This is a genomic window from Streptomyces sp. NPDC026062 (assembly GCF_055568375.1).
In genome coordinates, this window is sequence record NZ_JBVHOQ010000081.1 from 1 (window position 1) to 13,374 (window position 13,374).

The following is a 13,374-nucleotide window of genomic DNA, read 5'->3' on the forward strand; positions in this document are numbered from 1 at the left end:
ATGATGCTGCTGCTCTTCGTCTACATCTTCGGCGACGTCATGAGCGCCGGCATCGGCGGCACGGACCGCTCCGACTACATCGCCTACATCATCCCCGGCATCCTGATGATGACCATCGGATCCACCGTGATCGGGGCAGCGGTCGCCGTCTCCACCGACATGTCCGAGGGTCTGATCGCCCGCTTCCGCACGATGGCGGTCTACCGCGGCTCGGTGATCATCGGCCATGTCGTCGGCAGTGTGCTGCAGGTGCTCGCCAGTCTGATCCTCGTCGGAGCCATCGCCGTCGCCATCGGTTTCCGGTCCACGGACGCCACCGCTCTGGAGTGGCTCGCGGCGTTCGGCCTGCTCGCGCTGTTCGCCACGGCGCTCACCTGGATCGCGGTCGGGATGGGCATGGCCAGCCCGAACGCCGAAGCTGCGGGCAACATGGCCATGCCGCTGATCCTGCTCCCGCTCATCTCCAGCGCCTTCATCCCGGCGGACACGATGCCGGGATGGTTCCGGCCGATCGCCGAGTACCAGCCGTTCACCCCGGCCATCGAGACCCTGCGCGGGCTGCTGCTCGGCACCGAGATCGGCAACAACGGATGGATCGCCCTCGGCTGGTGCCTCCTGCTGATCGTCCTCGGCCACCGCTGGTCGATGGCCCAGTTCAACCGCGACCCGAAGTGAGCGCGCGGGCTGCCTCCCGCAGCTCGTCACGTTCCAGGGCGGCATACTCCGACACCGCGTCGGCGTACGCCGCCCGGTCGGCGTTCTCGGCCGCCTGCCGGGCCCGGTCCGCCGACATCGTCGGCTGGAAGTCGCGCATCACGCGCAGCCGTTCGGCCAGCGCGAGCATCCGTACGGCGGTGGCATCCTCGCCGTCGTCGGTGGCCAGCCCCGCCACCCCCAGGGCGTGCAGCACCGTCCCGAACACCGGGAGCTGCCAGGGCGAACCGGCCTGATCCGCGAGCAGGGTCCGCAACCCCTTCCGCAGCCGGCCGAGCGGCTCGGCGACCAGTTCGAGCCGCCCCGCGTACGCGTGCGCCGTCACCGCCGCCGACTGGATCTGCAGGGCCGACGGGTCCAGCCAGAGGTCGTCACCCAGCGTCGGGGCCGCCTCGGGCATCCACTCCACGGCTCCGCGCCACAGGCCGAGGCCGACCTCCGTCAGCCCTCGGGCGAGCGCGATCTCGGCCCGCCCGGCAAGGTCGGGCCGGTAGAAGGAGTCCCGCTGCGGGGAACCGTCACGCTCCGCCTCGCGCAGCCAGTACTCGGCCTCCTCGGGATCGCCGCGGTGCAGGCAGGCGAGGACGAGGCTCGTGCGGATGAAGAGATAGTCCTGCCCGTCGCCGAGCCTCGGCACCACGTCGAGCGTCGCCTTCAGATGCTCGTACGCCTCTTCGCCCCGCCCCGTCCGCAGACACAGCTCGCTGAGCCGGGAATGCCCCATGAGCTGCATGGACGGATTACCGGTCGGCGCCAACTCGGTGAGTATCCGGCGGGCCGACGCGAGCGCGCGGTCGATGTCGTGCTCGTACTCCCACACATAGGTGGCGATGGACTCGGCGACACCCGCGACCAGCGGCTGCTCACTGGCGCAGAGCCCGCGCAGCACGTCGTGGTCGGGAGGCAGCATCTCGGGTATCGCGCTCAGCACCGCCCCGATGGCGCGAAGCAGCGTGTCGGGCGGCGCGGTGGGCAGCCTCCGGAGGGTGACGAGCTGGCGTACGGCGACGGGACCGTGGCCCATGAACAGGCCCGCCGTGCACATCACCGCGGCAGCCCGGGCGACTTCGACGTGTGCGGGTTCGGGGTGGTAGTGCGAGAGGGGCGGGCCCGTGTCCGCGGCGAGGGCGGCCAGGCGGGGGAAGGTGGAGTCGGTGGCCCACAGAGCGCCGAGGACCGCGGTGAGGGCGGCCAGCGCAGGAGCGTCCGTGCGGGCCAGGGCGTGGCGCAGCGCGAGGACGAGATTGTCCTGCTCCGGCCTGATCCGCTCCCAGGCGGCCCTCGGTTCCGGACCGAAGAACCAGTCGTGGTACGTAACGCCGAAGTCCCTTGCCCAGCACAGGAACTGACTGATCGTCTTCTCGTCCTCGCCCGCCTCCGAGCGCCGTGCCGTACTGAACTCCCGTACGGTCTCCAGCATCCGGAACCGCACACCGGCAGGGGTGTCGGCGACGGTGAGCAGCGACTGGTCGGTCAACTGCTCCAGCAGGAACAGCGCGTCGTCGCCGAGGAAGTGCTCGGCCGCCTCACCGGAGAAGCCGCCGGGGAAGACGGACAGCGTGCGCAGCGCCGCCCGCGCGTCCTGGGCGAGCAGGTTCCAGCTCCAGTCGACGACCGCGTGCAGGGTGCGGTGGCGCTCGGGGGCGTCGCGCGCGCCGCCGCGAAGGAGCGCGAACCTGTCCCCGAGACGGCGGGCGATCTCCGGCACCGAGAGCACCCGTACCCGGGCCGCGGCCAGTTCCACGGCGAGCGGCAGTCCTTCGAGGGCGCGGCACAGTTCGGCCACCACGTCCGGTGGCAGCTCCACGCCGGTCCGGGCGGCTCTGGCCCGTTGCGTGAAGAGCTCGACGGAGGTGTCGGGGCCGAGTTCCGGCAGCGCGTACACCGCCTCGGAGGTGAGGCCCAGCGGGGCCCGGCTGGTGGCGAGCACCCGCAGGCTCTTCGAGGACGAGACCAGGGCCCGTACGAGATCGGCGGCACCCCGCACCACTTGCTCGCAGTTGTCGAGGACAAGGAGCGCCGGCGTGGAGCCGAGCACGCCGAGGATTCCGGCAACCGGATCGGCCGCGGACTGGCCGCCCATGGCTCCCGCGCCGAGCGCGGAGGCCACCTCCGCTGCCACGTCCGCGTCCGAGGTGACGCCTGCGAGCGGGACGAAGTACACCACGCGCTGTTCGGTCCGGCGGCTGACCGCGTGCGCGAGCCGGGTCTTGCCGAGGCCGCCGGGGCCGGCGACGGTGACGGCGCGGGAGGTGCGCAGCAGGCGCTGGACCTCCGCGATGTCCGCTTCCCGGCCGAGGAGCGGGTTCGGCTCGTGCGGCACGCCGTGCCTGACCACCGGGGCCTCGCCGCGCAGCAGTTCATGGTGCACGGCCTTGAGCCCGGCGCCGGGGTCGGTGCCGAGCTCCTCGCGGAGCTCGCCCCGGTAGGCCTCGTACCGCAGGAGCGCGGCGGACGGGCCCGCCGTTGCCGCCTCGCCACGCAGCAGCTCGGCGAGCACCTCCTCGTCGCGCGGATGCCCCGCGGCGGCCGAGGCCAGCGGACCGGCCGCCTCCGCGTGCCGCCCGAGACGGGCCAGGGCGAGCGCCTGCGCGCGTACGAGCGCGCCGCGCACGGGGGCACGCACGGCCCGCAGCGCGGCCACGGGGTCGTCGGCGGTGGCACCCGCCCCGTCGGGCGTGCCCTCCCACAGCGCGAGCCCGGCCTCGGCCTCGGCCAGCGATCCCGCGTGGTCCCCGGCCCTGGCCCGGCCCGCGCTCGCGGCGGCGTGCAGCAGCAGGGCGGAGGTGTCGACCTGATCCTCGGCGAGGGCGAGCCGGTACCCGGTCGGCGTACTGGCGATGACGTCGGCGCCCAGCAGCGACCGCGCCCTGGACACGAGGACCTGCACCGCCTTCCCCGGCCGCTCCGGAAGTTCGTCCGGCCACAGCCCTTCCACGAGCCGTTCGCTGCTGCATCCCGTGCGCAAGTCGCCCGCGAGCAGCGCGAGAAGGCCGCGGATCCGGGGGGCGGTGAGCTCCTGCCCGCGATAGGCGACGCGCGGCAACAGGGTCAGGTCGGTGGTCACCCGTGCAGGTTAGAGCTTCCGGCAATCCGGGGGTGCGGGGCGGGGCTTCGGACGGTACGGGGTGCGGGGTGGCGGGTGGAGCAGACCTCGCGGGATACCTACGGATGCCTACGAACGTCGCGAGGGAAGCAGCAGAGGGAAGCAGCAGAGGGAAGCAGCCGATGGACGTACCCCGCGTGCCGAACCGCTGCGGCAGGAGGAACCTGGAGGGAGCTGTCGCGTCCGGGCCGAGCCCTGCCCCATCCGTGAGGCTCCGGCACCTGCCGTCACTCGAACGCAGCACCCCCACATCAGGCCCATCTCATATCTGAGATAACCTTTCGGCATGTCAGACGACTACCTCGTACGTATCGGCAAGCTCATCCGTGACGCCCGTCAGCACCGGGGCTGGACACAGAGCCAGCTTGCCGAGGCGCTCGCCACCAGCCAGAGCGCCGTGAACCGCATCGAGCGCGGCAATCAAAACATCAGCCTTGAGATGATCGCCCGTATCGGTGAAGCACTCGACAGCGAAATCGTGTCGCTCGGCTACGCCGGTCCCATGCACCTGCGCGTGGTCGGCGGGCGCCGGCTTTCCGGCTCCATCGACGTCAAGACCAGCAAGAACGCGTGCGTGGCGCTGCTCTGCGCGTCGCTGCTCAACAAGGGCCGCACCGTCCTGCGCCGGGTGGCCAGGATCGAGGAGGTCTACCGCCTCCTGGAGGTGCTGAACTCCATCGGGGTGCGTGCCCGGTGGATCAACGACGGCACCGATCTGGAGATCGTCCCGCCGGCCCGGCTCGACATGGACGCCATCGACGCGGACGCCGCCCGCCGGACCCGTTCGATCATCATGTTCCTCGGCCCGCTGCTGCACCGTATGGACAGCTTCAAGCTGCCGTACGCGGGCGGCTGCGACCTCGGGACGCGGACCATCGAGCCGCACATGATCGCGCTGCGCCGCTTCGGTCTGGAGATCGCCGCGACCGAGGGCATCTACCACGCCCAGGTCGACCGCTCCCTCGTCCCCGGCCGCCCGATCGTACTGACCGAGCGCGGCGACACGGTGACCGAGAACGCGCTGCTGGCCGCCGCCCGGCACGACGGCACCACCGTCATCCGCAACGCGTCCTCCAACTACATGGTCCAGGACCTCTGCTTCTTCCTGGAGGCGCTGGGCGTACGGGTGGACGGCATCGGCACGACGACGCTCACCGTGCACGGTGTACCGAACATCGACGTGGACGTCGACTACTCCCCTTCCGAGGACCCGGTCGAGGCGATGAGCCTGCTCGCCGCCGCCGTTGTCACGGAGTCGGAACTGACGATCCGCCGGGTGCCGATCGAGTTCCTGGAGATCGAACTCGCGGTCCTGGAGGAGATGGGCGTCGACTGCGACCGCACGGCGGAGTACGCCGCCGACAACGGCCGCACCCGCCTGGTCGACCTGACGGTCCGCCCCTCCAAGCTGGAGGCGCCGATCGACAAGATCCACCCGATGCCGTTCCCGGGCCTCAACATCGACAACGTGCCGTTCTTCGCGGCCATCGCCGCCTCGGCCCACGGCCAGACCCTCATCCATGACTGGGTCTACGACAACCGCGCGATCTACCTGACCGACCTGAACCGCCTCGGCGGCCGCCTCCAGCTCCTGGACCCGCACCGGGTCCTGGTCGAGGGCCCGACCCGGTGGCGCGCGGCAGAGATGATGTGCCCGCCGGCCCTGCGGCCGGCCGTGGTGGTGCTGCTCGCGATGATGGCGGCCGAGGGGACCTCCGTACTGCGCAACGTGTATGTGATCAACCGCGGTTACGAGGAACTGGCGGAGCGGCTGAACTCGGTGGGCGCGCAGATCGAGATCTTCCGGGACATCTGACGGGCGGGGTGTCGTGCCCTTAGGCGGCACGGGGCACGACACCCCTAAATGCGTGACGACCTGCGGTTATACCCTTTCTCGACCTCCCATTGATCGCCACTGGATTTCATTACCTTGTGCAACGCATGCGCAAGATGATCTTGAATAGATCACGGTGCGTCAGTTAAACCTGATCGCCCGTCACCCTTCACGGAGAGTGTGCTCGCCAGAGGAGCCTCGCAATGCCCGCACCGACGCTGCCACTGGCGTTCCTTCAAGCCGGAGTCGACGACGACCAGTTTCAGCCCGGACCTCGACACGTACCGGGCGAACATTCGCCCAGTCGCCTCGGAACCCGGGGTGATACGCCCCGGTCCCCGGCTCGTTGATCAGTGCCATGGCAAGGGTGTTTTACACGGCCGGGACGAGTGCGGTGCGGGCACGGCGCGTGGCGCGGTCGAGCCGACGCACGGGGCCAGCGGGATGGGAGGGCGGGCGCGTACATCGAGGCCGGCAAGGTCATCAAGACCACGAAGGGCAGCAGCGCGGACATGTCCGTCAAGTACAAGGAGACCGCGCGCGGCGGCCTCGCGGTGAACATCATCGAGTGCTAGGCAGATGGGCCCTGACCAGCGCGTTCGTGTCTTTCAGCGCTGTCAGGGCCTTCCCTGCTTACGCGGCGGAAAGTCCCTGGAACCTCCCTGGGACAGACGTGAAAGTCCCTGAAAAGTCCCTGGGATGTCCCTGCTTTGCCGCGTACTTGAGGGGGTGCACGGCTGCATTCCAGGACGACCATGCGCCCTAACCGTTGCCGAGTACGGAGTGCACTCGGTACACGCGTCGGGTAGCGAGACCTACGCATTACGAGACCGAGAGCATTCGTGCTGGGTGGTGTCGCACTGTGGCGCGTGGTGATGTTTCGCCTGATCAGACCACATGCGGAAGTCTCCCCTGTGCGACCTCCTGTTGGCTCGTCCAAAGGCGTCTGTCCACCGGCTGTCCACCGGAGCGCGACTTGATGCGGCTGTCGGTGACCATCTGCTGACGCAGCTGGACGGGCCGATGCCGTTGTCGAGCGCAGCCCGGACGGTCTTGTCAGGGGCTCACAACCAGCCGCCGCCATGTTCCCGTCTCCGTGATCTGCCTCTCGACGTACTCCGGGACCCGCAACCGAGGTGGGTCAGGAGGAAGGTCGAGCATGACCGGCACTATGTAGGGCAGCCCAGCCTGCCGACCGAATGTTGCGCCTGTGCCGGGGGCCACCAGGCGTTCGTGTCCTCTGCGGGTGCGGAGCACTTGCTCGCGTTGGACCTCCATCGCTGGAGTCAGCACGTCGATGAGTTCGTTGAGCTGCCGGCGGGTCATCCCGGTCAGTTCCGGGTCCTGTAGCGAACGTTGCGTGAGGCGGGCCGGTCCGTCCGCCCAGGCCTCGTCCTGTGTGCTGGTGGTGGTCGCGGGGATGGTCTGGAGCCTGACTTCGTGGCTGGTCAGGGGTCTGCCTCGCCAGTTCATGGTGATGTGGGAGAACAGCCGGTGCTCGATCTTGTTCCACTTCGAGCTGCCGGGCGGCAGGTGACACACCGTGATCTCAAGGCCGGTCTCGGCGGCGAGATCGGCGAGCTGGGTCTTCCAGCCCCGGGTGCGGTAGCCGTTGGAGCCGCCACCGTCAGCGGTGATCAGCAGCCGGCGGGCGCCGGGGTAGTCGTGCCGGCCACGGGCCTGCCACCAGCGGCGGATCGAGGCGACGGCGAACGCCGCCGTGTCGTGATCGGTGCCGATGGTGACCCAGCCGGTGTTCGCCGTCATGTCGTAGATTCCGTAGGGAATTGCCTTCTCGGCCTGGCCGGGGAAGTCGTGCGTCTTGACCCTCACGGGCTGTCCTGCGGGCTGCCATTTGTGCCCGGCGTTCTTGTAGTCGCCGATCAGTTCCTTCTTCTTGCTGTCCACGCTGATCACCGGGTCCCCGGCGTCCCTGTGGTCTCGTGCCTGCTCGTTGAGGTAGCGGAACTGGGCATCCCTGTCGGGGTGCTGGGCACCTTCGATGGTCTTGGCGTTGGCCTGCAGGCTGAAGCCCTCCTCCCGCAGCAGGCCGGCGACGGTGTCGGCGGAGACCCGGTGCCCCTGGCGAGTGAGCTCCGCCGCCAGCTTCCGCGTCGACTTCGTCGTCCAGCGCAGCGGCGACATCGGGTCGCCCCGCTCGTCAGGCTCGACCAGCGCCAGCAGTGCCGGCCGCAGCCCAGAGTCCGGCTCGGCCGCCTTCTTCCGCCCTCCGCCGGGATGGCGCACCCGCCCCAACGGGGCCTGGCCGGAGTCCAGTTCAGCCGCCCCACGCGAGACCGTGGCCTCGCGGACCCCAGCTGCAGCGGCGACGATCCTGATGCCGCCATGCCCCAACGACAGTGCTTCCGCTCCCATGGCCAGCCGACGCTGCCGCTCGTCCAGATGCGGCAACAACACCTGGAACTTCGCCGCCAGAACGGCCTCGATCCCCTCCGGTCTCCCCATACCAGACCAACGAGCCCCACAGCTGGAAGCCACGACTTGTTTCCCGGCAAGCCCTTACTGTGGCGGACGGATCGACGCATTGCCCGGAGGGTCGAAGACGTGCTGACGGACGGAAGCTATCTCGCCCGAATCGAGGCGAACAAGCACAGCAAGGCGACCGGGACCGTCAAAGCCCCGCCGGTCCTGGTACGGGTTGTCGAGTACTGGATCGACGGCCAGGGCCGAGGTGATTCGGTTGATCACCAGCTTGCTGGACCACGAGAAGTACCCAGCTGCTGAGCTTGCCGAACTGTACGCACGACGGTGGGAGATCGAACTCGTCTTTGACGAGATCAAGACCCGCCAGCGCGACGGACCCGTTCTCCGCTCACAGACCGCGGATGGCATCCGGCAAGAGATCTTTGCCCACTTGATCGTTCACCACGCCACCCGGGAGCTGCTCGATGAGGCCGCCAGCATCGCGCAGTGCGCGGCGGAGCGGACCTCGTTCACCCGGGCCCTGCACGTCGTCCGCCGGTCGGTGATCGCACCGACCGGCTTTTCCCCCCTCGGCATGCAGACGGGGCCGTAGCCTCGGCCTTGCCGAGATCACCAGGGCCCTACTTCCCCGACGGCGGTCACGAGGCTGCCCACGCAAGCCCAAGTCGTGTATCACCCCGTTCAGTAGCAAAGCCCCCGACGAACCCGCCAGCCGGCACCGGCCAGCTGTCGCCATCACCCTGAAGTGCGTTACATGGCGATCATGTCGCTGGACCCGACCGGCAAGGGCCAGGCCCGCTGGACCATGCGCTGGAAGACCGCCCTGAACGCCTTCGATATCACCTTCGACGGCCGCCTCTCCGCAGCACGCCAGTAACCCTCAACAACCCCAGTTACACCGCTTTTTTGGCTCTGGCCCGTAATCGGTGGTAGCGCCGTGTAGTGATCACTGGAGGAGGATGCGGTGGCGGAGTAAAGGGAACCCGGCTCGGCCGTGCATTTGTCTCATGATTCGTTTGGTTCGGGTGTTGACGCCCTCGGTGCGGCCGTTGTGGTAAGGGCGGGTGAGGCCGGCGTCGACGGCGGCGCGGTCGAGTTCGAGGCCGTTCGTGAAGGAGTGCAGGTGGGGCAGGTCCACGGCGCGGACCGTGGTGATCCAGTCGGTGAGTTTGGCGTTGTTGCCCTCTGCTGGGGTCAGTAGCTGAGCGAATTCGCCGGTGAGGCGGGCGAGTTCGGTCATCTCTAGGCAGGCTGCGGCGAGTTCCCGCAGTAGTGCGGTGTCCTTGTCGCGCAGGTTCTCGGGGCGGGTGAGGAGGAGGCGGGCGAAACGCTGCGGGGTGGTGACTGGTTTGTCGCCCTCGGCGCGGCCCTGGGTGAGGTAGCGGACCAGGAGGTTGGCGCTGCCGGTGTAGCCCAGCTCCTTGATCTCGCGCAGGAGGTGAGTGACGGGCACTGCGGGGTCTTCGTTTCGGCGTCGGCGCAGGTGGTCGCGGTAGGGGTCGACGAGTGTGCGCTTGTAGCGGGGTGCGCGGCGCTCTGCGGTGGGCTCCTTCATGCGGGCGTATCGCTTGACGGTGTTCGGGGTGACATCGAGGCGGCGGGCGCATTCGAGGAGACCGACGCCCTGGCCGAGCAGATGGTGGACGCGCTGCCAGCGTTCGCGGGTGGTCTGCTCGCGCACGCCTCCAGGTCGGGTGGGGTTCACGACGGTGGCCCAGCAGACGGCGTGGGAGCGGACTTCGGCCAGGACCTTGCCGCACAGGTTGGACCAGAGGTGCCACCTGTCGCTGACCTGTACCGCTTCGGGCAGGGCTTGGCGGATCGCTTCGGCGTAGGTGGCGGAGCCGTCGCGGCAGACGAACTGGGATCCGGGGTGCTCGCGCAGCCACGTGGCCAGGGTCTGGGCGGTGCGGTCGGGCAGGACGTCGATCCGCTCGCCGGTCTCGGCGTCGATGATCACGGTGGCGTAGCGGTGCCGGCGTTTGAGTGCGAAGTCGTCGATGCCGAGCACGCGCGGGACGCGCAGCGGTGTCACCACCTGGCACATGAGCATGCGCAAGGCGGTCGAGCGGGAGATCCCGCAGGCCAGAACGCAGGAGAGGCGGGCGCCCGCCCGGCCAGCTAACTCCCTGAGCACCGAGCCTAGTTGGCTGGTCAGTCGGTTGGTGCGGCGCTGATAGCGCTCCACGACGCCGGGAACCTGCTCGCGGAAAGTCTGCCGCGGGCAACCGAGAACCGGACAGACCAGGCGCCGGACTCGCACCGACACCACGACCCGCCGTCCGTCCACCGGCACCCCGGCGGGAATTAACCGATGCTCTCTCCCGCCATGTGGGGCTGCCGACGGTACTGAAACCGCGTATCGGAGCTTCCAGCGCCTATACGGTGCCCGTCCACTCCGTTGAGGAGGCAGTGAGGCTGTTCACGGAGTTCAGTGCGCGTCAGCCCGTCGAGTTCGTCGTCGAGGAACTGCTCACAGGCTCTCCCTCCACAGCGGGAGAGGGATGGGGCGACTACGTCTCCGTGGAATCAGCGGCGTTGAAGAGCACGCACCAGCACCTCGCCGTCACGGGAAAGCTGCCCCTTGCCCAGCCCTTCCGTGAGACGGGTTTCTGCTACCCCTCCACGCTCTCGCCCCGCAACAGGGCGGCCGTCGTCGACCTCGCGGACCGAGCCCTGATCGCACTGGGCGTCCACACCGGAATCACCCATAGCGAGATCAAGCTCACACCCGAAGGCCCCCGCATCATCGAGGTCAACGGCCGCCTAGGCGGCCACGCACCGGACGTGGTGCGGCGAGCCACAGGGTTCGACCTCATCAGGGCCGCACTGGAGACGGCGCTGGGCCGGACAGAACCCTGGGCCCCGCTCACCGCGCACGGCTGCGCCTACCAGTTCTTCCTGGCTGCGCCGCGCCGCATCGCGACCGTCGCGTCCGTCGCGGGAGTCAACAAGGTGCTCGCCCTTCCCGGAATCCGCCATGTCGAGCAGCTCAAGCAACCCGGCGACATCCAGGACTGGCGGCTGGGAACCCGCGACCACGCAGCCATCGTCTACGGCACGGCCCCTGACCACGCCGGTGTTCTGACGGCCGTGGACGCGATCAAGGCAGCTATGCGCATCGAGTACACCGCGCCACCACCAGATGAAGCGCCACGGGACAAGGGCGGACGTTGACCACCACACCCAGAGCCGAGGATGTACTCGCCCGGGCCTACGAAGACCTCCGGCCCATGGACGCACCGCCCTTGAACCTGTCCAACCTGCACCGCGTCCTGCGGGACGAGTGGTATGGACACCCCACTGAGGTCATGGCCTTCGCTCAACTGGCAGTACGATTCCCCGAACCGCCGGCAGGCGACCTCTTCCTACAGATCGCCTCCCTTGTCGCTACCAACGGCGCCCCGCTGGCGGCTGCCGCCGCAGATGCGGGAATCGACATCACAGCAGCCGTACGCCGACCGGCCAGCGCCCACGGTCACCCACTGTCCGGCCTGTTCTGCTGGCTCGCGCTCCGTGCTTCTCTGGCAGAGGTCGCTGCACGCCGACCTCACCCTGTACCGCACCTTCTGCTCACAGGCCGGACTGCTTCCGGAACCGGCAGCCGCCTACTTCGCCCTGTACGCGCAAGAGCCAACGCACATCCTCAGCCGGATCAGCGCGACGCTGCAACAGGCCCTTGACCACGGAGACGACCCCGAGGCCGCCGTGAACGTCGCCGGGATTGTCCACTCCTATCTCAGCCGCCACTGGCAAGAGCCTCCACAGACCGGAGACCGGACATGAGGACCCGCACCCCCACCGAACGCGCCATGGATTTGCTGACCACGACCAATTTCCTGGTGCTGGCCACCGACTCGCCGGAGGGCATGTGGGCGGCGACAGTCAACTACGCACGCAGCGCCGATGGACGGCTGCTCTTCTGCTCCAGCCCCCGCAGCCGGCATGCGCAGCACCTCTACCGCGATCCCCGGATGGCCGCCGCCGTCTACCGTGCCGCCGACAACGATCTCGACGGAGTCCAGCTCCGCGGACACTGTGCTCCAGCGACCACTGAACTCCAGGGTCTGCACGCGGAGTTCTTCGAGCAAGTCTTTCCGGACCCGGCCGACCGAAAACGGTTCACCATCCCCTTGGAGAAGTTCGGCGCGGTCGGCGCCTACGACCTGTTCGCCATCACCATCACAGAATGCTGGGTCCGTGACACCGCTGCCTGGACCCAGCGGGGCGCCGACGAAAGGCTGCCCATCCAACTCCATGAACTCGGCTCCGCATACCGGCGGGCCGCATCCGAACCCACCAGCGCACCCCTCACAGAAAGCAGCCGTGAAGCATGATATCGACAGCGAACCTCACCCAGGAAGTACCCGCCGCGATCCATCGTTGGGCGGATGCTATTCGCACCAACGACCTCGAAGAGCACCTGCTGTCGTTCGCCGAGGACTTGCGGCTGAACGATGCCGGCGGGGTCTTCACCTGCACCAGCCGCGAAGGGCTGCGCCCCTCCTTGAGTTCCTGGTATCAGGAGTTCGAGAACGACGCACTCGTCTTCACGGAGTGGTACACGGGATGGAACCGCATCGCTGTCCCGTGGGTTCTGTCCGGAATCGTTCAGAGCACCACCGGCGATCTGTCCCGGAACTCCCACCAGGGAGCCCGCTACTCGATCCCCGGCCTCAACGTCTTCACCCTGTCACAGAGCGGGGAATCGATCGCCTGCATGGACATCTACTGGGACCCGGCCAACCTCACTCGCCAGATTGCCAGCGCCTGAGAAACCACCGGCCCCGCCGACCGAGCTCACATTCGAGAGGAGAGAATATGCGCCCAGCACATGAAAACCCTCACTCTGGTAGCCGACAACGCGTGGTGGGACTCCGCATCCCGCCCGAAGGAGAGAACGGCTTCTCCCGCACCTGGTTCCCGGTCTGCCTCTCGGACGATATCCGTGGCGGAGCCGTCGTGGGCCGCGACTTCCTCGACGGCAAAGTGGTTGCGTACCGCGATCAGCAGGACCAGGCGCAGGTCATGACCGCTTACTGTCCGCACATGGGCGCAGACCTGAGCATTGGCAGTGTGGTGGAGGGCCAGCTTCGCTGCTCCTTCCACCACTGGAGGTTCGATAGCTCCGGAATCTGCGTGGCAACGGGCTGCGAGGACCCCCCGCCACCCAGGGCAAGACTGAGCATTTTCAGTGTGGCCACTGATCAGGTGACGGGCCGGTGTGAGGTCGGGATGGGCAACGGACAGGGCCCCGTGCCGTTGAGGGAGGTGT

Annotated in this window: 10 protein-coding genes and 3 pseudogenes; 10 read left to right on the top strand and 3 right to left on the bottom strand. The window is 68.5% G+C overall.

The genetic code is table 11. The features are described 5' to 3' along the window. Window positions 1-675: ABC transporter permease (locus tag ACZ4LX_RS36905; RefSeq protein ID WP_467651519.1), on the top strand; the 675-nt coding region annotated here is incomplete at its 5' end. On the opposite strand, the gene ACZ4LX_RS36910 is transcribed toward ACZ4LX_RS36905, so the two are convergent. Continuing rightward, window positions 656-3,781 (bottom strand): ATP-binding protein, encoded by a 3,126-nt coding sequence (locus ACZ4LX_RS36910; RefSeq protein ID WP_467651520.1) that lies wholly within the window; start codon window positions 3,779-3,781, stop codon window positions 656-658. The two genes, ACZ4LX_RS36905 and ACZ4LX_RS36910, sit on opposite strands and share 20 nt — an antisense overlap. A 325-nt stretch (window positions 3,782-4,106) precedes the next feature. On the opposite strand from ACZ4LX_RS36910, the gene ACZ4LX_RS36915 reads away from it, so the two are divergent. Both ACZ4LX_RS36915 and ACZ4LX_RS36920 read left to right on the top strand, forming a co-directional pair. Next, entirely contained in the window at window positions 4,107-5,636 is a 1,530-nt protein-coding gene (locus tag ACZ4LX_RS36915) for a helix-turn-helix domain-containing protein (protein WP_467651522.1), read from the top strand. 407 nt (window positions 5,637-6,043) lie between these two features. Continuing rightward, the gene (locus tag ACZ4LX_RS36920) at window positions 6,044-6,229 is read left to right on the top strand and encodes a hypothetical protein (protein WP_467651535.1); all 186 of its coding nucleotides are present in this window, start codon (window positions 6,044-6,046) and stop codon (window positions 6,227-6,229) included. A gap of 823 nt (window positions 6,230-7,052) precedes the next feature. Here the strand turns inward: ACZ4LX_RS36920 and ACZ4LX_RS36925 are convergent. Continuing rightward, window positions 7,053-8,120: pseudogene (locus tag ACZ4LX_RS36925) on the bottom strand (ISAzo13 family transposase); the annotation flags it as partial. A 235-nt stretch (window positions 8,121-8,355) separates the two neighbouring features. Between ACZ4LX_RS36925 and ACZ4LX_RS36930 the strand changes: the two are divergent. Together ACZ4LX_RS36930 and ACZ4LX_RS36935 are read left to right on the top strand one after the other, a co-directional pair. Continuing rightward, the gene (locus ACZ4LX_RS36930) at window positions 8,356-8,691 is read left to right on the top strand and encodes a transposase (RefSeq protein WP_467651524.1); all 336 of its coding nucleotides are present in this window, start codon (window positions 8,356-8,358) and stop codon (window positions 8,689-8,691) included. 145 nt (window positions 8,692-8,836) lie between these two features. Then, a pseudogene (locus ACZ4LX_RS36935) lies at window positions 8,837-8,976 on the top strand (IS256 family transposase); the annotation flags it as partial. A 69-nt stretch (window positions 8,977-9,045) separates the two neighbouring features. On the opposite strand, the pseudogene ACZ4LX_RS36940 reads toward ACZ4LX_RS36935, so the two are convergent. After that, window positions 9,046-10,401 (bottom strand): annotated as a pseudogene (locus ACZ4LX_RS36940) (ISL3 family transposase); the annotation flags it as partial. Window positions 10,402-10,511: 110 nt separating this feature from the next. On the opposite strand from ACZ4LX_RS36940, the gene ACZ4LX_RS36945 reads away from it, so the two are divergent. From ACZ4LX_RS36945 to ACZ4LX_RS36965, 5 genes are all read left to right on the top strand, one after another. Next, entirely contained in the window at window positions 10,512-11,276 is a 765-nt protein-coding gene (locus ACZ4LX_RS36945) for a hypothetical protein (RefSeq protein ID WP_467651525.1), read from the top strand. A gap of 339 nt (window positions 11,277-11,615) precedes the next feature. Beyond that, on the top strand, window positions 11,616-11,885 hold the full coding sequence (locus ACZ4LX_RS36950; RefSeq protein ID WP_467651527.1) for a hypothetical protein: 270 nt from the start codon (window positions 11,616-11,618) through the stop codon (window positions 11,883-11,885). After that, the gene (locus ACZ4LX_RS36955; protein ID WP_467651529.1) at window positions 11,882-12,436 is read left to right on the top strand and encodes a pyridoxamine 5'-phosphate oxidase family protein; all 555 of its coding nucleotides are present in this window, start codon (window positions 11,882-11,884) and stop codon (window positions 12,434-12,436) included. The genes ACZ4LX_RS36950 and ACZ4LX_RS36955 overlap by 4 nt, the downstream gene beginning before the upstream one ends. Further along, window positions 12,433-12,873: a nuclear transport factor 2 family protein gene (locus ACZ4LX_RS36960; RefSeq protein ID WP_467651531.1), complete on the top strand. Its 441-nt coding sequence runs from the start codon at window positions 12,433-12,435 to the stop codon at window positions 12,871-12,873. The genes ACZ4LX_RS36955 and ACZ4LX_RS36960 overlap by 4 nt, the downstream gene beginning before the upstream one ends. Window positions 12,874-12,965: 92 nt before the next feature. After that, window positions 12,966-13,374, top strand: a 409-nt coding sequence (locus tag ACZ4LX_RS36965; protein ID WP_467651533.1) for a Rieske 2Fe-2S domain-containing protein, incomplete at its 3' end; no start/stop codon positions are given.